Origin of the sequence: Streptomyces sp. NBC_00440 (assembly GCF_036014215.1) — a bacterium.
In the GTDB taxonomy this organism is placed as follows: Bacteria; Actinomycetota; Actinomycetes; order Streptomycetales; family Streptomycetaceae; genus Streptomyces.
The window spans coordinates 5,091,968-5,110,462 of sequence record NZ_CP107921.1 but is presented as its reverse complement, the minus strand read 5'-3'; the positions used below and the strand labels follow the sequence as shown (position 1 = coordinate 5,110,462).

Below are 18,495 nucleotides of genomic sequence, written 5' to 3'. Positions count from 1 at the left end.
GTAGCGGTGGGCGTGGCGCGGGTGGAGACGCACACGCTGGGACCGCGCGCACAGCATTGGCTTTCGCGACGCCCGGAGGGGAAACACGCGGATCCCGGTGGGGGGGGTTGGGGCGGCACGAGAGCCCCGGGAGGGACGGGAGGGATTGGGGGCGCGGGTGGGTCCGGGGGAACGTAACCCACCCGCGCCGGGTGCGCGGAGCCGCAGGTACGGGGGGAACCCCGGCTCACACGCGGCCGATGACCAGTCGGCTCACTCTCTACTGCGCCGGGCCCCCGGAAAGTGTCACACCTGCGGATCGAACCCAGTGGCGGAGCAGCTCGGTCACGGCAACGGAGCGGGTCCGGCACGACGGCGGAGGGCATCCGGTACGGCGACGGAGAGGGTCCGGTACGGCGGCGGAGGGCATCCCGCACGGCGGCCGAGCGGGTCCGGTAAGGCGGCCGGGCGCATCCGGTACGGCGACGGAGGGGCCGGCACGGTAGCGGAATGAGTCCGGCACAGTGGCGGAATGAGTCCCGCACGACGGCCGAGCGGACTGATCACAGCGGCGGAGCCGGTTCCGGTGAGCGTCCGTCAGCTGTTCGCCACTGCCGCTGCCGCCGCGCCGTTCCTTCCGCCCGGTGAGGGCGAGGCCGGCAGGTTGAACGTCGGCGAGGGCGAGGGGCCGGGCGACAGGGAGGGCGCGGGGGCGGGAGACGTGGCGGGGGCGGCAGGGGTGAGCGGGGACGAGGGCGTGAACGAGACCCGGTGGCCGTCGGAGTTGCCGGTGCCCAGCACCCGTCCGCAGAACTTCTCGACGTTCGCCGCGCCGCCGGCCTTCGACTCCAGGGCCCGTCTGCGCTCACCGTCGACCCGGCCCGCGCGGTAGTCGCGGCAGGCCTCGGCCAGCTTGTGCAACACCCCGGCACCCAGGCGGTGACCGCCTTCGGACGGCGTCGGCCTGTGCTGGTTCCCGGCGCCGGACTCCCGCCCGGTGCCTCCGGCCTTCGTCCCGTGCGTGCTGCCCTCTCCGCTGCCGCTGTCCCCGCCGCTCGCGTCGCCGCCGGGCTCGCTCGCCGGGGGCGAGGTCCGCGGGTGGTGCCGTCCCGGGCCGGGTTTCCCGCTGCCGTGGCTGCTGCTGTCCGGCCCCGGCGAGGAGCTGGTGGGCGTATCGGAGGGAGTTCCGGAGATGAGCGGCCGCGGTGTCGCGGCGGATGACACGGACGAGGCGGGCATCGGTGCGCTGCGGCCGAAGGGCGAAGGCAACATGCCGGTCCCCGCGGCGACCGCCACCCCGCTCAGCGCGCAGCCTGCCACCAGGGCGGCGACGCTGAACCGCACCGGTCGGCACCAGCGGCCGCCGGCCGTTGCCGGGGACTGCGCCGGTTCCTGCGCCTTCGCCGTACGCCGCACCGGTCCGAGCGCGTCCGCGCCGCCGTCCCTGGCCAGCCGGAAGGCCTCCAACGCGGCTTTCTCACCGGGGAGTTCATCGGTCCCGGCCCAGGAGGCCGCCGGAGCCGCACCGTCCAGCGCGGCGTGCAGCCGCGCGGCCTGCGCCCTCGCATGATCGTCGACGGCACCGACAGGCCCACCGCTCAGCAATCGCTCAGCCGTGTCCTTGTCAAGCCATTCGCACCGCTCGTCGGCCATCACATGTCCTTCTGCGTCCACGGACGCGAATGCGTCACACCGACCGCGTCTTTCGTCCCCTCGTGCGAGGAGCGCTGCGTGGGTACGGCGTCGAGTCCGTGCGGGCCCGCGTCGGGGCCCAGCAGTTCGGCCAGCTTCTTCAGCCCGCGGTGCGCGGCGGTCCGCACCGCACCGGGCCGCTTGCCGAGCGCTCGCGCCGCGCTCTTCGCGTCCAGTCCCACGACGACCCGCAGCACCACCGCTTCGGCCTGATCCTGCGGGAGCTGGGCGATGAGCCGCATCGTGCGTCCGGTGGCCAGGGCCTCGATGGCTTCTCCCGCGGTGTCCGAGTCGCCCGGCTCCGCCACCAGTTCGGACTCGTCGCCGCCGCCCGCGGGGCGCCTGCCCCGCATCCGTATGTGATCGAGCGCACGGTTACGGGCTATCCGGGCCGCCCAGCCGCGGAACCGGTCCGCGTCGCCGCTGAACCGCTGGAGGTCGCGGGCGATCTGGAGCCACGCCTCGGACGTGACGTCCTCGGCGTCCGGATCGCCCACCAGCGTCCGTACATACCCGAGCAGTCGCGGGTGCACCGCACGGTACACAGTCCGGAAGGCGTCCTCGTCCCCGTCCTGCGCCGCGAGCACCGCGGTGGTCAGCTCCGCGTCGTCCCCCAGCACTTCCTCAACCTGTCCTGCTGCACCGCTCCCCGCTGTGCAGCTGGTCGCCACTGCCGCGCCGCTGTGCGCAATCCGTCACGCTACGGCCTGTGCCCGGCCCGCGTCCACGTCTTGTACGACCTGCGACAACGCGCTGACTCTGCGCGGTGTGACAGAAAACGCACGCCCGGCGCTGAGAGAGGTACGGGGCCGTACCGCGGCTCCGGCGGACGGCGACCGGGGCCTCTCCTGTGGGGGGTGGCGGCCCCGGTCGTCCTCCCGTCTTTTACCGCCTTGACCTGCGGTTATGTCGTACAGATAGCGCCCATGCGACCAACGGCGTGACCAACGCGCCAGCCGGTTCATGTGAGCTTCCCCCGAACCGACGCGCTGCGCCGTCCCCGAAGCCGGCTTGTGAGCCCCCTCGACTCGGCGCTTGCCGTACTGGAACATCGTGCAGCCCGGAGACTGGTGCCGTTCGTGACACCCGACAGGATGTTGTGGATATGGCGAACGGACTTGGCCCCCAGCGGCTTCCCCCTGTTCGATCACCCCTTCAGGCAGTCTCCGCCGGGCTCGGCCACCCAGGCGCCGTCGCGGACCTCGCCGCCGGCTCGACGGCCGGCGTCCAGGCGCTTGGACCATGGGCACCTTCAGCTGCTCCGACCTGAATACACCGCTGCGCGCTGACAAGCCCCTCGGTATGTGGTGAGGGCCCGACCGGTGCCTGCTGGTCGGGCCCTCGCTGTTGTTCTGGTGGCGGCTCGCGCCTGCCCCTCGGTCAGACGGCGGCAGGGGCGCCGAGCGTCGCGGAAGCCCGCTGGAACGGGGTGGGCGCGTGCTTGGGCGCGGCGGTGTGGGGGAGGCCGGGGCAGGTGAAGCCGAGCTGGGTCATGGCCCGGATGATTTCACCGGCGCTGAAATCGCGACGGTCCTGGCGTGTGATGACCTGCCCGACCTGCTTGATCGGGTAGGTGCGGCGGCCGATGATCACGGACTCGCCGACGACCTGTTCGGGCTTGACGCCCTTCATGGATTCCAGAACGCCGCTTTTGGTGAGGTCGAACGGGAACCGGGCGATGACACAGCGCATGATGCCTCACAGGGAGAAGGAAGAAGGGGACGGTGCGGCGGTGAAGCGGTTCAGCGAGCGAGGGCGAGGACGCCCGGCGCGCTGCCCTGCCCATCGACGACCGGCAGGGCGGCGGGCCGACGACCGCGCACTGCCTGCCTGGCTTCTTCGGCGATCGTGGTCACGGGTGAGGTGAACGGCCCGCGGTGGCCGAGCATGTCGCGCAGCTGGGCCCGGTCCGTGTCCGCGGAGCTGTCACGGACCGCAGCGAGCTGAGCCTGGGTGGCCTGTTGCGCGCACAGGCCGTCGTGGTCGCAGACGAGCAGGTGCCCGGCGCGGGCACTGACCATGACGGGCAGGGCCACCTCGATGGTCATGTCGTCACCGGCCTGCGATCCAGCGGTGTCCGTGGCGTCGGCCACCGTCCCGTACACGGTTGCGGCGCTCGCAGGGCGGGGTTGCATCTGAACCAGTGCCAAGATGTGCCTCCTGCAGAGATGGGCCAGTTTCCGGATCAAGGGTTCTAGGGCCTGTCGTCAAGGTGCCGCCTGCCGCGCGGCGTCTGGCCCTAGGCCGCCGCGTCGAAGGAGGACTGACGCACGGTGACACGCCGGGCAGCTGATGCGGGGCTGCGACGGCCGCGAGAGGCCGTGTTGCGGGTGCGCTCACGCCGTGCGGCCACCGGCGCGGTGATCGTCACGGGAATGCCCGAGGGTGTCCGGGCGCCGGTGATCCGGCTGAGTGCCTCTTCCCCGGAGCGGACCGGGGTGGTCTGGGGGACGATGCCTGCGGCTGCCATGAGCCGGGTCATGTCGCGGCGCTGGTTGGGGGTGACCAGGGTGACGACACTGCCGGACTCGCCGGCCCGCGCGGTACGGCCGCCCCGGTGGAGGTAGTCCTTGTGATCGGTCGGCGGGTCGACGTTGACGACGAGGTCGAGGTTGTCGACGTGGATCCCGCGTGCCGCGACGTTCGTCGCGACGAGCACGGTGACGTGCCCGGTCTTGAACTGGGACAGGGTCCGGGTGCGCTGCGGCTGCGACTTCCCGCCGTGCAGGGCAGCGGCCCGCACTCCGCTGTTGAGCAGGTCCTGGGTGAGCCGGTCGACGGCGTGCTTGGTGTCCAGGAACATGATCACCCGGCCTTCGCGCGCGGCGATCTCCGTGGTCGTGCGGTGCTTGTCGGCGCCGTGGACGTGCAGGACGTGGTGCTCCATCGTGGTGACCGCGCCTGCGGACGGGTCGACGGAGTGGACCACGGGGTCAGTGAGGTAGCGGCGGACCAGGAGGTCGACGTTGCGGTCGAGGGTGGCGGAGAACAGCATGCGCTGGCCCTCCGGGCGTACCTGGTCCAGGAGCGCGGTGACCTGGGGCATGAAGCCCATGTCGGCCATCTGATCGGCCTCGTCCAGGACGGTGATCGCGACCTGGTTCAGCCGGCAGTCCCCCCGGTCGATGAGGTCCTTGAGGCGCCCCGGCGTCGCGACGACGACTTCGGCACCACGGCGCAGTGTGCTGACCTGCCTGCCGATCGGCATTCCGCCGACAACCGTGGCCAGACGCAGCCTGACCGAACGGGCGTAGGGAGTGAGTGCGTCGGTCACCTGCTGTGCCAGCTCACGCGTCGGCACGAGGACCAGGGCCAGCGGCTGGCAGGGTTCGGCGCGCTGTCCTGCTGTGCGGGCCAGCAGGGCCAGGCCGAAGGCGAGGGTCTTGCCCGATCCGGTGCGCCCGCGACCGAGGACGTCGCGGCCCGCGAGGGTGTTGGGCAGGGTCGCGCCCTGGATCGGGAACGGGACACTCATGCCCTGCGCGGTGAGCGATGCCAGCAGCCGCTCGGGCATGTCCAGATCGGCGAACGCCTCGACGGCGGGCAGCGCAGGAGTGATCGTCTTCGGCAGAGCGAACTCGCCCGAGGCCGCCGAGGGCCGCCGGCCATGGCCGCCCTGGCGGCTCGGCCCTGCGGAACGCCGCGGGGCGGGCGAGCCGGAGCGGTCGCTCCGGTGCGAACCGGTATCGGAGCCAACGGCGGGGCCACCGGTACGACGGCGGGAGGAGCGGTTGTTCGTACGTGAGGGGTTCATTGGAACCTTCCTTGACACGGCACGTATCAAGGAATTCTCGCAGCAGAACAACAGCGCGGGGAATCACAAGAACGGACCGAACGAAATGTAAAATAGGATCTGGCCTGCGGCGAATTCGGCGCGAGTGCAGGCGATAAAACGGCGACGTCATGTCGGCAGAAAACGCAGGACGTCCACCGGTGCGGTTACAGAGAGGTCCGCATTCCTGAGGAGGAATTCGCGGGCGTCGTTGCCCCGCGGGCGGAGTCCCGGGAAATGCCCGTAGCTGGGGCCCGCACCCCGAGGGATGCGGGCCCCAGCTACGAAGTACGCGTCGGCGTCAGACGGGAACGATGTTCTCGGCCGTCGGGCCCTTCTGGCCCGCCGCGATGTCGAAGGTCACCTTCTGGCCTTCGAGCAGCTCACGGAAGCCCTGGGCGGCGATGTTCGAAAAGTGGGCGAACACGTCGTCGCCGCCACCGTCCTGCTCGATGAAACCGAAACCCTTGGCCGCGTTGAACCACTTCACAGTGCCGGACGCCATGTCATATCTCCTTGTGGGGCAGTACGCCGGGATCCGCAAGCCACGGATACCGGGTCGCCGAGATGATGCCCCGCCCGGAGAGTAGCCGGAAATACAAAACGCTTCCTGTAGCTTAAATACCGGCGGAAGCGTTGAAGTTTTTGGGAACCACGACTGCAACTGAGATCGACAGTAGCATGCGGTAGTGACCTGCGTACGATTAACAAATCCACTCTGTTCGCTGCGGTAAACACACTGTCCGCGCGGCACATTGAACTCTCGTCTCGCGGTCATAGATATTGACCCACCCGCAACGCAACGTTCCAGCAAGAGCGCTCGTACATTACGGCTCAGAGGGCATAACTGTCGCTGTGGCACCCCCTGTCCGGACCGCGGCCCATCAGCCCGTATGCCGGTACTGAAGTAGATCAAGACCGCGCAGCGCTGCTGCTGCGCGGCCTGTCGCAAGTGCCCGGATCCCACCGCCATCGCCTGACGGCCGGCGCCCACCGTTCGTGGCGAACCGGTCGAAGAGCAGCCTGCCGGGGCAGCTACACGCCCCACAGTGCGGGCCGTGATGGCAGGGCGGGCACTCTGCGCCTCAGCCTGCGGTCGTCGGGTTCTCCGACTCGGAGGCGCGACGGTATTCGGCGTTGATGCGCTGGGCTTCTTCGAGCTGGTCTTCGAGGATGACGATGCGGCAGGCAGCCTCGATAGGGGTGCCCTGGTCGACGAGTTCCCGTGCTCGGGCGGCGATACGCAGCTGGTAGCGGGAGTAGCGACGGTGGCCGCCCTCGGAGCGCAGCGGGGTGATGAGGCGGGCTTCACCGACAGCGCGGAGAAAGCCCTGCGTGGTACCGAGCATCTCGGCGGCCCGGCCCATCGTGTAGGCGGGATAGTCATCGTCATCGAGACGGCCGAACGAGTCGTCTGCTGTCATTTGCACCTCTCTATGGAACGCGTGGAGGGGCCCGGGTGCCGTATGGCACCCGGGCCCCGAAGGAACTGCTACACCACCTGTCGGCCCTGGTACTGCGCCGACCTTCTGCTTCCGCTGACCCGACCTGGAAGTTGTCGGGGTTGCGGGGATCGCGGTTGCTTGACCGGAGACCACCTCACTATCGATGTCCTGCGGTACCCGGGCTCAAGACTCCGCCCGGGCGATCCTGATGGCGCCTGCTCCTCCGTTCTTCCCTCTGGGATCAATCACTTACCTACTGCTGATACCGCCGTCCTGCGCCCTGCTCTGTGGCCTGTGGCAGCGCCACTCTTCGACAGCCAGCCCCGTCGCCCGTCCTGCGTCTGCTCCGGCTTAGAACCCCACTGCCGAACCTCCCGGTGCGCGCGTCCGCAGCCGACGCCTTCACCGAGGTGCTGCTCACTCAACTTCGCTGCTGGATACCGCTACTGCGTGACCTGCGGTACTGCTCGTGGCGGCCCCTGATCACTGCGGGCCACCCGGTCCGGTCGTCAGTCCCGTCGCCGTCCTGCAACAACTCTGGCTTCGAAACTCCACCACCGCACCGTCCTGCGAACTGCAACTGCGGATACCGCTCCCCGGCAGTTCGTTTCTGCCGGGCCCTGCTGTCTCTCTGGGCTACGAGAGAAACCATAACCACACCACCACCCAATGTCTACTCCGGCCGACATAGATTTCCGTGACCCGGGTGGAGAGATAGTCGGCCTCGGCCACGGGGCGGGTACGTGGCCGTGTCGTTCCAGTCAGGCTTGCCCACTCCGACCTGGCCGTTGGGCCGGCCTCGACGCCGCGCATGCCGCAGCCGCCCCGCCTGGGGCTGTGCGGATGACCGCTCAGGACACGTGCCACAGCCGGCGTCCGCGCGGTTGACACCTCGCAGGCCGGGCACAAGCACCGCCAGGCAGGACCTGCGTGATCATCCAGAGACCAGGGTGATCCGGTGGACACCATGAGCGTCAACGTGGGAGCGGCCGAGACAGCCGACAGCGCGATCCTCGTCGTCTCGCGAGTTCGTCACCAACGCCCTGCGCCATGGCGGCGGCATCCGCGCATCCGGACAGCATCGAGGTGGCGGTGCACGACCGCAGGACATGCCCAACCGTTGCCCACGTGACCAACGCATCCGGGCGCCCTTCCCACTGACACCATCGCCGGCACCGAAGCGGCCTCCCTCGCCCGTCTCTCCTCGGCATGCAAACCGTCCGCCCTGGCGGCCTACGCCGACGCCCCGTTCCCGTCCGGAGTCGGTCGTGCCGATGTGCGCAACGTCTTCTGCGTGCGGTTCAAGGCCCGCAAGCCTGGCAGCTGGACGAGTCATTCCAAATGATCAGTGATCGCGTGACGGGCTGGCTCTTCTTGTGGTTGTGCCAGCGCCGTCCTATGGGCGGTAGAGCTCTTGGGCACGGGCGGAGTCGATGGACGCGTCCTGGGGCAGATGCAGGAAGTAGTCCAGCTGCCACGCCTGCGCCATGCTGGCCTGGCGGTTGGTGGTGGTCACCCAAGGCGGGTAGACGCGGAAGGCTCGTTTCCCACCGGAACCGTTTGCCGACACGACACCGTGCCGACGGAGCGCGTCCATGGGAATGACGAACTGGCCGAGGTAGTGCTGGTCGCGGGTGCTGATGACGAAGAGGTCGACGGGGTCCGTTACGTCGAAGGGCTGGATGGGCCCGCCCGGGGCTCTCTTCCATACGGTGACGAACTGGCCGACCTTGGTGGGGGTCGTCTTGGCTGCGCGGAATCGGATGGAGAGTCCGTCAAGGGTGAATGCGTGGGCGGCGTACGCGGCACTCTCGGCTTCGGGGACCGGCTGCGAGCAGGTGAACCCGCAAGGGTCGTAGACGAGGGCTTTCGCCGCAAGGAGATCGCTGTGGGCCGGGGCGGTGTCCGGCCACGGTGTGAATCCGGTGGGGTGGAGATCGGATGAGTCCTCGCGGTTCGTCGCCATTCGTTCACCCTGTCACGAATGCTTGGACGGTCACCGACTCAACTGGGGGCGTATCTCTCGTCGAGTCATTTCGACTGCTGACGGTGTTCAGGAGCACGGACAGGGCGTCCAAGATCGTTGTGTGACGAACAACCTGGACGCCCTGCTGACCGCACTGTCCGTGAAGATCGATGACGAGATCGGAGGAACCAGATGGTTGGGCAGGCCGCCCCGGTTGACGGACTCCGAACTCATTTGCCTCGCCGTCGCGCAGGCGCTGCTTGGCTTCACCTCGGAGTCGCGGTGGCTGCGGTTCGTGGACTCCCGTCTGGGCGCGATGTTCCCGTACGTGCCCAAGCAGCCGGGCTGGAACAAGCGGCTGAGGACCGCGTTGCCGCTGGTCAAGAAGGCGATACGGCTGTTAGCGGTGGACACGGACTTCTGGTTTGCCCCGCACTGGATCGTCGACTCCACGCCGGTGGAGTGCGGTCGCTCACGCCCGACCGTGAAGCGGTCGGACATGGCAGGCTGGGCCGGATACGGGTACTGCGCTTCGCACTCGCGGTTCTTCTGGGGCCTGCGCCTGTTCCTGGTGTGCACCCCTACCGGCATGCCGATTCTGTGGGCGCTGGCGAACCCGAAACTCGACGAGCGCGAGGTACTGACCGCAATGCTCGACCGTGAACAGGAGACGGTCACCGGTCGGCCGGGGCTGCTGATGATCTCCGATAAGGGCTTTGCCTCCAAGGAGTTCGAGACCGATCTGGCCTTGCGGGGCGCCGAGTTGCTGCGGCCGTCGTTCAAGCGAGAGAAGAATCGCAAGGGCGAGAGCCTCCTGAAATCGGTGCGACAGCTGATCGAATCGGTCAACGACACCCTCAAGGGCCAGCTGGACCTGGAACGGCACGGCGGCCGGATCTTCGAAGGCGTCGCCGTCCGCGTTGCTCAGCGCATCCTCGCTATGGCCGCAGCAATCTGGCACAACCACAAGACCAGACAGCCGATCACACGCTCCCTCATCGCCTACGACCACTGATCACATCGGAATGACTCGTCTAGTAGCGGTAGCGGGCAGCGAGGATGACGATCTCCTTGTCCGTGACCAGGCAGACAAGGCGGTGCTCGTCGTCGATCCGCCTCGACCACGCCCCAGGCAAGTGGTACTTGAGTGGCTCGGGTTTGCCGATTCCTGTGAAGGGATCACGCTTGACGTCTGCGATGAGCCTATTGATCCGGGCGAGCATCTTGCGGTCGTTCTTGAGCCAGGACGTGCAGTCCTCCCAGCCCTGATCCTCGAAGACGAGCCTCACGCAGCATCCACAGCAGGGCCCGTGACATCCGGATCGATCAGCTCGCGCTCCGATACGTTGATGTCGCCCAGAGCGTTCTCGTACGCCTTGAGCAGACGCCGTGCATTCGCAGGCGAGCGCAGGAGATCGGGGTCGGGCCCCGATCACCCTCCCGACTTTTCCGGTTCGAAACTGCGGTTGCGTCGCCTACATACCAACCGCATGCCCAGCGCGCCAACCAAATCCATCCGGGCCTCCCCGGAGCGATGCGTTCTTGCGCCGCGCCCGTCACGGCTGCCGTCGTCGCGGCGGGGTCGGCGTCCGGCAGGACCAGCGTTGCGCATCAGCCGTTTCCGCACGCCCCGGACGGTGCAGGTCAGCCGGAACCGTCGGCCGTCCTCACTGGGACGAAACGCCCTTTCAGGAACAGTCGCAGTTCGTGACCCAGGTCCGGTTCACCGCTTCGCCGAAGCGTCGGTGGCTGCGGCTTTGGCTGTGGCTGTGGCTGCGGCTGTGGCTCGCGACCGGGATGAGGTGGCGCCGGCACGGTCGCGGTTGAGACGGATCTCGTCGTGATGGTCGGCGGCCCAGCCGATCAGCTGCATGACGATCTCGTGCAGGCCGCGGCCGAGCGGGGCGAGGGCGTACTCCACACGCGGCGGCACCTCGGCGTAGGCGGTCCGCGTGATCAAACCGTCCTCCTGGAGCTGGCGCAGGGTGTGGGTGAGCATGCGCTGGGAGATGCCGGGGATCTGGCGCTGCAGGTCGGTGTAGCGCAGTGGGCCGCCCTCCAGGACGCCGACGATCAGCATGCTCCACTTGTCGCCGACCCGGTCCAGGACCTGCCGGATGAAGGCCATGTGGTCGGCGGGGATGCTCGCGCACGGCCCGATCGCCGCCGCCATATCCGTACCTGCGCTGTCCTGCATGGCGCCCATTCCTCTCCGTCGCGCACACAGGTGTGCCTTTTGTAACGCCTTCCATACTGGCGCATCATGGCGTTACGAACAAATAAGAGGAATTGGAGGTCAGGCCATGAAGGTAGAGATCTGGGCCGAGATCACCTGCCCCTGGTGCGGACTCGGCGGCTGCGCCGTCCCGGCCCGCCCCTGACCCGTCACCCCCCCACTCACCCGTCTCGTTCTCCTCGAAAGGCACAACCACCATGTCGTACCTGCTCCACATCGACTCCTCCTCGCTCGGCGAGGCCTCCGTCTCCCGTCAGGTCGCCCAGTCCTTCCGCGACCAGTGGCAGGGCCCTGTCGTCCACCGCGACCTCGCTGCCGCCCCGGTCCCCCACCTGACGGCGGCGGGCATCACCGCCCGCATCACCGACCCCGGCCGGCACACCCCCGAGCAGGCCAAGGCCGCAGCTCTCCAGGACGAGTTGATCGAGGAGTTCCTCGGCGCCGGCACGTACCTGTTCACGGTGCCGATGTACAACCTGTCGATGCCGTCGGTGTTCAAGGCGTGGCTGGACCAGATCATCATCAGCGAACGCACCCTGAGCCTCACCGGCCCTTCCCCCGCCGCGGGCCGCCCTGCCCTGGTGATCTCGGCCCGGGGCGGTGGCTACGGGCCCGGCACCCCCAGGGAGGGTCTCGACTACGTGGTGCCCACGCTGGAAGCCGTGCTGGGCCGTGCCGTCCTCGGCCTGGACGTCACCACCGTGATACCCGAACTGACCATGGCCCCGGTCGCTCCGGCCCTGGCCCCTCTCCTCCCCTTGCACGAGGCGTCCATGACGGCCGCCCACGACAAGGCCCGCACCCTCGCCACGACCTTCGGCACGGCGGCTGCCGCCTGACGTATCTCTCCAGGTGATCCAGACCCCGGCCGGTGTCGAACTGATCCAGGGCAGCCCGCGCCTGACACACAAGTCGGCGCAACCACCGCCCTGTCCGCAGTAGTTGGAGGAGATGTCCAAGGTCCTCGTGTCTTCGGCGCCGGCGCCGACCTGTCCGCCCCCCGAGGAGATCCGGGGGCGGCCGGGGCCCAGAGCGTCACACCCGGCCGCCCCCTGTGCGCCCTCGTTGAGTCCACCATTGGCGGGAAGAACCCCTCATGTTCAGTACACAGGACGAATGGAACACCGGCTACGCCGAAGGCAGCCGCTATCGCCGGCTCAGCGACAGTGAGCGCTCGCTGTTGGCTGCCCATGCCCCGGCGCCGGCCGGCGGAAGAGCTCTGGACGTCGGGTGCGGGGTCGGTGAACTCGCAGCCCACTTGGCCGTCCTCGGCTACACCGTGGACGCCGTCGACTGGTCCGAAGCCGCCCTCGCCGACGCCGGCACCCACCATGGCGAGGCAGCCCGATGGCTTCGCCTCGACGTCGAAAGCGGCGACTGGGCATCCCTCGCCGACGGATACGACCTGATCACCCTGCGGTTCGTGGCTCCGTTCCTCACGTGCCGCGACCGCACGCTGCATGCCCTGGGGGGCCGTCTGCGCCCGGGGGGCGCCCTCGTGGTCATCACGCCGCTCGCCGCCGATACCCCGGCCGAGCGGCGTGGGATCGCACTCGACGAAGACGAACTCACCGCGCTCCAGGCCCGCTGGTCCACCTCCGAGCGCCACAACACCGAAGGGCTTGCCTTCCTGATCCTGCGCGGCCCGGGTACGGACGAAGCCCCCTTGCAAGGCAGTCCCCCGGCCTCCGGAGCGCAGAGCAGCCTGCCCGACACCGGGAGTCTCGGTGCTGCCGGGTCCACGTCGTCGCGGCGGCATGACTTCCACCTCTCGGGGCGGCATTACGGGCAGGTGGAGTCGGGCCGAAAGACGATCGAGGTACGCGTCCGCACTCCCACGACGGCGGCCGTCGAAGTCGGGGACACAGTCGTCTTCCACAACCAGGACAGCGGTCGGGAACTCGACATCATCGTGAAGCGGGTCACCCCTTACGCCTCGTTCGAGGAACTGCTCAGCGCGGAGGACCCCGCCCGCATCGATCCGGACGGACTGCGCGAGGACCTGCTGACCGGACTTCGCACCGGCTGTCCGGCGGCCGAGGCGTCTCCCGGTCCCCTCGCCTTCGAGTTCGACCACCGCCCCGCTCAAACCGGCCGCCCCATGCCGATGACACCCACGGAGTACGCACAGACCGTCCCCCACCACACCGTGTACGGCTGCCTGTACGTACGTGACGCGTACGACCGGCCGGTACAGCTGCGCTCGGTCTACGGATCCCGGCTCTGGCAGTTCCCTGGCGGCAACCTCGACACGCTGGGGGAAGACCCACTGCAGACCGCCCGCCGCGAAGCCGTGGAGGAGACCGGCCTCGAACTCGGCCTGGACACACCGCGGCTGCTCCTGACGCACTTCCTGCACGCCGGCCCCCGGGCGCCCCTGAACAAGGTGGGTCTCATCTTCGACGGAGGCCGGCTCAGCGCGGACCAGCTCCGCCGGATCCGCCTTGATCCCGTCGAGCACGACATGTGGGCCGTCCACGACCTCGCCGACTGGCGGGAGTTGATGGCGCCCCGGGGCTTCGTCCGTCTCGACGCCGTCGAACGAGCCCGGCTCGGCGAAGGCCCCGCGTACCTCATCACGCACACCTGACCGCGTCGATGACCGCGTCATGTACCGGGGAAGACGCGGGCCGCCACCCGCCGTTGGGATCCGCCGCGTGACCCACCGGCCGGCACCTCACGCGAACCTCTCCGGACCAAAGCGGCGGGAGAACGGGCCCGCTGCCGTCAGAACGCGGGGCGGACGGCCCCGACCGGCTCGCCGTGGCCGAGGACCGGTGCGGTGGCGAGCGCGGTGAGCGTGTCGTCGCCGTCCACGTCCACTCCGAGGCGGCGCAGCGCGGCGACCATGACCACCGGGCGGGACCGCTGGGAGCCGTCAGCGATCTTGAGCGCCACCGCGGACCCGTCCGGCAGGCCGAGCGCGTACACGCCCTCGGCACCGTCCTTGGCGACGGCCCCGGGCAGGGCGCCCATGATCCGCGTCACGTCCCGGCCGGTGCCGCCGACGTACCGCGGGTGGGTGTTCATCGCGCGGGCCACGCGGTGTTCGAGACTGCCCTCCGGCGCCGAGGCCAGGCGGCCGAACGCCCGGGCCAGGCCCCGCAGACTGATGGCGAACAGGGGCGCGCCGCACCCGTCGATGCCCGTGGCCGCGATCCTCTCGCCCGCCAGCTCCTCCAGGGTCTCGCGCAGCACCACCTGGAGCGGGTGTTCGGGGTCGAGGTACGTGGCGGTGTCCCAGCCGTTCACGACGCAGGTCGCCAGCATGGCGGCGTGCTTGCCCGAGCAGTTCATCGTCAGGGGGGTGGGCTGCCCGCCGCCCGCCAGGTAGGCGCGCAGCGCGCCCTCCCCGATCGGGAGGGCAGCCGTGCAGCGCAGCGCGTCCGTGCCGAGCCCGGCCGAGCCGAGTATCGCCCGCACACCCTCCAGGTGGATGTCCTCGCCCGAGTGGCTGGCGCATCCCAGTGCCAGGAGTTCGCCGTCAAGACCGAGCCCGGCACGGAGCATGCCGAGTGCCTGGAGGGGCTTGTTCGACGAGCGCGGATACATCGGAGCGTCGACGTCCCCGATCCGCAGGACCTCCGCACCGTCCGGGCCGGTCGCGAGGACCGTCCCGTGGTGCACGGACTCCAGGAAATCCCCACGCCAGACCTCGGCCACCACGGTGTGCATCAGTTATGTCCGCCTCTCCAGTCTCTCCTGTTTCGGTCAACTGTTGACAGTTACCACTTGGCGACGAGCATGTCGAATGTGCGGCCGATTTCGTGGACACCCCTTGACACCTGCGGAAACACGCCTGTCAACTGGCAACTGTCAACACCTTGGTCCAGAGGAGGCGTCATCCGTGAGTGAGACACTGCAACGAGGCCTCGCCGTCCAGGTCGCCGAGGTGCTGCGCGAACGTCTGCTCGGCGGCCACCTGCGACCGGGAACCAGGATCAACGAGGTGGTGCTCGCGCGGGAACTCGACATCAGCCGGGGACCGTTGCGCGAGGCCGTGCGGCAACTCGTCAGCGAGGGCCTGCTCGTGCACAGCCCCAACCGCGGTGCCACGGTGTTCACGGCGGAACCGGACGACGTAAGAGCCCTGTTCGAACTCCGTACGGCGCTGGAGACAGCGTCCGCCCGGCTGGCTGCGGAGCGCCGCGACGAGAAGGACATCGCTGCGCTGCGTTCGGCCTGCGCCCGGGCGCGGAAGACCATCCAGGGCGGGCGGCGCTTCGTCCACCGGCTGGACCTGGACTTCCACCGGACCCTGACGGACACCGCACGAAGTCCGCGCGTCGCGGAACAGTTGTGGCGGGTGCAGCAGCAGATCATCCTGCTGCGCAGTCCGCTGGACGTCCCGGCGGCTCACACGGCCGATTCCCTGGACGACCACGAGGAGATCGCCGCCGCCGTCGCCGACGGTGACGGGGAGCGGGCCGCGGCGCTCATGGACCTCCATCTCGGGCGGGTACGGGCCCACATGACGGGCTCCCCGACCGGCTGACCCTGCCGACCGACCTCACTGGGTGACCCCACCGGCTGGCCCTGCCGGACCGATCCCACCGGCCGACCCCACTGGCTGACTCCACCGGCTGACCCTGCCGGTCGAACCCCGCCGGCCCACCCCATGGCCGACCCCACCGGCTGGCCCTGCCGTCCGAACCCACCGGCCGACCCTGCCGGACCGATCCCGGCACAGTGGCGCGGGTGCGTCCGTACCCCCGGAACCGGCTCCGCATGCCGTCGCGCCTCCGCCTCCGCCGCGGCGTCCCCAGCGGCCGGCTCGCCCTTCCCCCACACCGTCCGACCGCCCGGCCCCGCCGGGCCACTGGAGTACCCGAATGACCGACTCCTCCACCGCGGCCGCGCCCCCACGCGAGCGCCGCACCCCCGGACTGCTCGTCGCCGCACTGCCCGTGGTGCTGATGCTGATCGTGATGATCGCGGGCACCGTCTGGCTCGGCCTCGACCCCGTGGTCCTCCTCGTCGCGTCCTGCGCCGTCACCGGCCTCATCGCCCGGTGGCTCGGCGTGACCTGGGACGAGATGCTCACGGGCATCCGGTCGAAGATCGACGCCGCGATGCCGGCGCTGCTGATCCTGATCTCCATCGGCATGCTCATCGGCACCTGGACGCTGAGCGGCACGATACCCATGATCGTCGACTGGGGGCTCAAGGCCATCCAGCCGTCGTGGATCGTGGTGCTGTCGTTCCTGATCACCATGGTCGTCTCGACGGTGACCGGTACCTCCTGGGGCTCCGTCGGCACCGTCGGTGTCGCCCTGATCGGCGTGGCCGGCGGACTCGGCGTGTCCCTGCCCATGACGGCGGGCGCCATCATCTCGGGCGCCTACTTCGGCGACAAGATGTCCCCGATGTCGGACACCACCAACCTGGCTCCCGCCGTGGCCGGTTCGAGCCTCTTCGAGCACATCCGGCACCTCCTCTACACGACGGGTCCTGCGGCGGTCCTCTCCTGCGTCCTGTACTTCTTCCTGGGCCGCGCCCAGCACGCCGACGGGCAGGCCGCCCGGCGCACCGACGCCCTCCGGGGCGTGCTGGAGCAGGGATTCCATTTCAACCTGCTGCTCCTGCTGCCTCCGGCAGTGGTGCTCGTGGGCGCGATCGCGAAGAAGCCGCCGCTGCCGACCATCATCGTCTCGTCGGCGGTCGCGGGGATCCTGGGCGGTGTCTTCCAGGGCTTCTCCCTCCAGCAGATCGGTTCCTCCGCCTCGACCGGTTTCACCGTGTCGATGCTGAGCGGCCACGGAGGCGTCGACCCCCAGCACCTGTCCGCCGCGGCCGGCACGCTCCTCAACCGCGGCGGCATGGCATCGATGGCGTCGACCATGCTGATCGGCCTCGCCGGCTTCGCCTTCGCGGGCATCCTGACCGAGACCGGCTGCCTGGACGTCCTGATGCACCGGCTGCTCGCCAAGGTCCGCAGGACGGGCGGGATCATCCTCGCCACCGCGCTGACCTCGGTGGGCACCGCGCTCTCCATGGGGGTCTCGTACCTGACGATCATTGTGCCGGGCCAGGCGTTCCGGGACATCTACCCCGAGCGCGGCCTCGCCCCGAAGAACCTGTCGCGCACGCTGGAGGACTCCGGCACGGTCTTCGTGCCCCTGGTGCCGTGGACCGAGGCCGCCACCTACATGTCCACGACCCTGGGTGTCGCCACCATGGCGTACGCGCCGTACGCGTTCCTGAACTACTTCGGCGTGATCATCGCCGTGATCTGCGGCTACACCGGTTTCGGCATCGCCCGCCAGGAGCCGGTGCGCCGGACCGCCGTGGAACCCGCTCCGGCCGCCGTCTGATGCACGTCCCGCCGGAAGGCCGCTGTCTGATCCGTGTCCCGCCGGAAGACCTCGGACTGATGCGCGTCCCGCCGGAAGACCTCGGGAACCATGCCCGCTCTTCCCTGTCGCCGGTCAGGGCTGGATGTTCTCCAGGTCCTCCAGAAGGCCGGGCTGCTTCGGTTCCCAGCCGAGCACCTGCCGGGTGTGCGCACTGGACGAGGGCTGGTCGGTCGCGAAGATCGGACCGAGAGGACCGTAGGTCTCCGCCGGCACGGATTCGACCGGCAGGTTCAGCCGTCGGCCGATGACCGCGGCGATGTCACGCACCTCGTCCCCCTCGTCGGCCACGGCGTGCCAGGAGCTGCCGGCCGGCGCGTGCTCCAGGGCGAGCCGGAAGAGAACGGCCGCGTCGAGTGCGTGCACGGCCGGCCAGCGCTGTGCGCCGTCGCCCGGGTAGCCGGACACTCCCGTCCGGCGTGCGATGCCGGTCAGCATTCCGGCGAACCCGCCCGCGCCCCGATGGTGAACGGTGCGCGGCAGGCGTACGGCCGCGCTCCGGACTCCGCGCGAGGCCAGGCCCAGGGCCGCCGTGACCGCGCGACCGCGGCCGCCGACCGGCCCGTCGGTCGGCACCGGGTCGGCCTCGGTGGAGGCGCGGCCCGGCACAGCGGGGGTACCCGAGACGGTGACGAACGGGCGGTCGCTGCCGACGAGTCCGTCCCCGAGGGCCGCGAGGGCGGCACTCTCCTCGGCGACCGCCCGCGCGAGGGCTTCGGGGCTGCTGAAGTCGTTGCTGAACGCCAGGTGGATCACCCCGTCGGCCTGGTCAGCGCCGGCGCGAAGGACGTCCAGATCGGCGAGGCCGCCCCGGAGCGGCTCCGCGCCGGCCGCCTCGACGGCCAGCGCGGAAGCGTCCGAGCGGGCGAGCGCGAGCACGGCGTGACCGTTGCCGAGCAGTTCGGCGACGACTGCGGACCCGACCAGGCCGGTGCCACCGGTGACGAAGACACGCATGAGACTCTCCCTAAGCGATGGGACTCTTGTCCCATCACCATAACAAAGTAATGGGACAAGAGTCCCGTCACATGCGGTTCACCTACGATGGGCTC

At 69.6% G+C, this 18,495-nt stretch carries 17 protein-coding genes and 1 pseudogene; 5 read left to right on the top strand and 13 right to left on the bottom strand.

Going from position 1 to position 18,495, the window contains the following annotated elements; all coding sequences use genetic code 11:
- Positions 1-576: 576 nt before the first annotated feature.
- The 8 genes from OHB13_RS23100 to OHB13_RS23065 form a co-directional block, all read right to left on the bottom strand.
- Positions 577-1,653, bottom strand: a complete 1,077-nt coding sequence (locus OHB13_RS23100) for a hypothetical protein (RefSeq protein WP_328378352.1) — start codon at positions 1,651-1,653, stop codon at positions 577-579.
- Positions 1,632-2,291, bottom strand: a complete 660-nt coding sequence (locus tag OHB13_RS23095; RefSeq protein ID WP_266854009.1) for an RNA polymerase sigma factor — start codon at positions 2,289-2,291, stop codon at positions 1,632-1,634. Before OHB13_RS23095 ends, OHB13_RS23100 begins: the two co-directional genes overlap by 22 nt.
- 760 nt (positions 2,292-3,051) lie before the next feature.
- A complete protein-coding gene (locus tag OHB13_RS23090; RefSeq protein WP_328378351.1) occupies positions 3,052-3,363 on the bottom strand; it encodes an SCO5918 family protein in 312 nt (103 codons plus the stop codon).
- A gap of 50 nt (positions 3,364-3,413) precedes the next feature.
- Positions 3,414-3,821, bottom strand: coding sequence for a hypothetical protein (locus OHB13_RS23085; RefSeq protein ID WP_328378350.1), 408 nt, complete (start codon positions 3,819-3,821; stop codon positions 3,414-3,416).
- A gap of 89 nt (positions 3,822-3,910) precedes the next feature.
- A complete protein-coding gene (locus OHB13_RS23080; protein WP_328378349.1) occupies positions 3,911-5,425 on the bottom strand; it encodes a DEAD/DEAH box helicase in 1,515 nt (504 codons plus the stop codon).
- Between the two features lie 319 nt (positions 5,426-5,744).
- On the bottom strand, positions 5,745-5,948 hold the full coding sequence (locus tag OHB13_RS23075; protein WP_266854017.1) for a cold-shock protein: 204 nt from the start codon (positions 5,946-5,948) through the stop codon (positions 5,745-5,747).
- A gap of 580 nt (positions 5,949-6,528) precedes the next feature.
- On the bottom strand, positions 6,529-6,867 hold the full coding sequence (locus tag OHB13_RS23070; protein WP_328378348.1) for a MerR family transcriptional regulator: 339 nt from the start codon (positions 6,865-6,867) through the stop codon (positions 6,529-6,531).
- A 1,417-nt stretch (positions 6,868-8,284) separates the two neighbouring features.
- Positions 8,285-8,854, bottom strand: coding sequence for a MepB family protein (locus tag OHB13_RS23065; RefSeq protein ID WP_328378347.1), 570 nt, complete (start codon positions 8,852-8,854; stop codon positions 8,285-8,287).
- A gap of 121 nt (positions 8,855-8,975) precedes the next feature.
- On the opposite strand from OHB13_RS23065, the gene OHB13_RS23060 reads away from it, so the two are divergent.
- Positions 8,976-9,869 (top strand): IS982 family transposase, encoded by an 894-nt coding sequence (locus OHB13_RS23060; protein WP_328378346.1) that lies wholly within the window; start codon positions 8,976-8,978, stop codon positions 9,867-9,869.
- Positions 9,870-9,888: 19 nt separating this feature from the next.
- On the opposite strand, the gene OHB13_RS23055 is transcribed toward OHB13_RS23060, so the two are convergent.
- The 3 genes and pseudogenes from OHB13_RS23055 to OHB13_RS23045 form a co-directional block, all read right to left on the bottom strand.
- The gene (locus OHB13_RS23055; protein WP_328378345.1) at positions 9,889-10,143 is read right to left on the bottom strand and encodes a Txe/YoeB family addiction module toxin; all 255 of its coding nucleotides are present in this window, start codon (positions 10,141-10,143) and stop codon (positions 9,889-9,891) included.
- A pseudogene (locus OHB13_RS23050) lies at positions 10,140-10,268 on the bottom strand (type II toxin-antitoxin system prevent-host-death family antitoxin); the annotation flags it as partial. The pseudogene OHB13_RS23050 and the gene OHB13_RS23055, both read right to left, overlap by 4 nt.
- 309 nt (positions 10,269-10,577) lie before the next feature.
- Complete coding sequence (locus OHB13_RS23045; RefSeq protein ID WP_405943999.1) at positions 10,578-11,051, bottom strand: winged helix-turn-helix transcriptional regulator; 474 nt, start codon at positions 11,049-11,051, stop codon at positions 10,578-10,580.
- Positions 11,052-11,287: 236 nt separating this feature from the next.
- Here OHB13_RS23045 and OHB13_RS23040 point away from each other — a divergent pair, with 236 nt between their 5' ends.
- Both OHB13_RS23040 and OHB13_RS23035 read left to right on the top strand, forming a co-directional pair.
- Complete coding sequence (locus OHB13_RS23040) at positions 11,288-11,929, top strand: FMN-dependent NADH-azoreductase (RefSeq protein ID WP_266854025.1); 642 nt, start codon at positions 11,288-11,290, stop codon at positions 11,927-11,929.
- Between the two features lie 257 nt (positions 11,930-12,186).
- Entirely contained in the window at positions 12,187-13,680 is a 1,494-nt protein-coding gene (locus OHB13_RS23035; protein ID WP_328378343.1) for a methyltransferase domain-containing protein, read from the top strand.
- A 137-nt stretch (positions 13,681-13,817) separates the two neighbouring features.
- Here OHB13_RS23035 and OHB13_RS23030 read toward each other — a convergent pair whose 3' ends face one another.
- Positions 13,818-14,765: an asparaginase gene (locus OHB13_RS23030; protein ID WP_328378342.1), complete on the bottom strand. Its 948-nt coding sequence runs from the start codon at positions 14,763-14,765 to the stop codon at positions 13,818-13,820.
- A gap of 172 nt (positions 14,766-14,937) precedes the next feature.
- Between OHB13_RS23030 and OHB13_RS23025 the strand changes: the two genes are divergently transcribed.
- Positions 14,938-15,585 carry a GntR family transcriptional regulator gene (locus OHB13_RS23025; protein ID WP_266854031.1) on the top strand — a complete coding sequence of 216 codons (648 nt, stop codon included), beginning with the start codon at positions 14,938-14,940 and terminating at the stop codon, positions 15,583-15,585.
- Between the two features lie 337 nt (positions 15,586-15,922).
- Entirely contained in the window at positions 15,923-17,404 is a 1,482-nt protein-coding gene (gene nhaC, locus OHB13_RS23020) for a Na+/H+ antiporter NhaC (protein ID WP_328378341.1), read from the top strand.
- A gap of 114 nt (positions 17,405-17,518) precedes the next feature.
- Here nhaC and OHB13_RS23015 read toward each other — a convergent pair whose 3' ends face one another.
- The gene (locus OHB13_RS23015; protein ID WP_328378340.1) at positions 17,519-18,400 is read right to left on the bottom strand and encodes an SDR family oxidoreductase; all 882 of its coding nucleotides are present in this window, start codon (positions 18,398-18,400) and stop codon (positions 17,519-17,521) included.
- Positions 18,401-18,495: the final 95 nt, after the last annotated feature.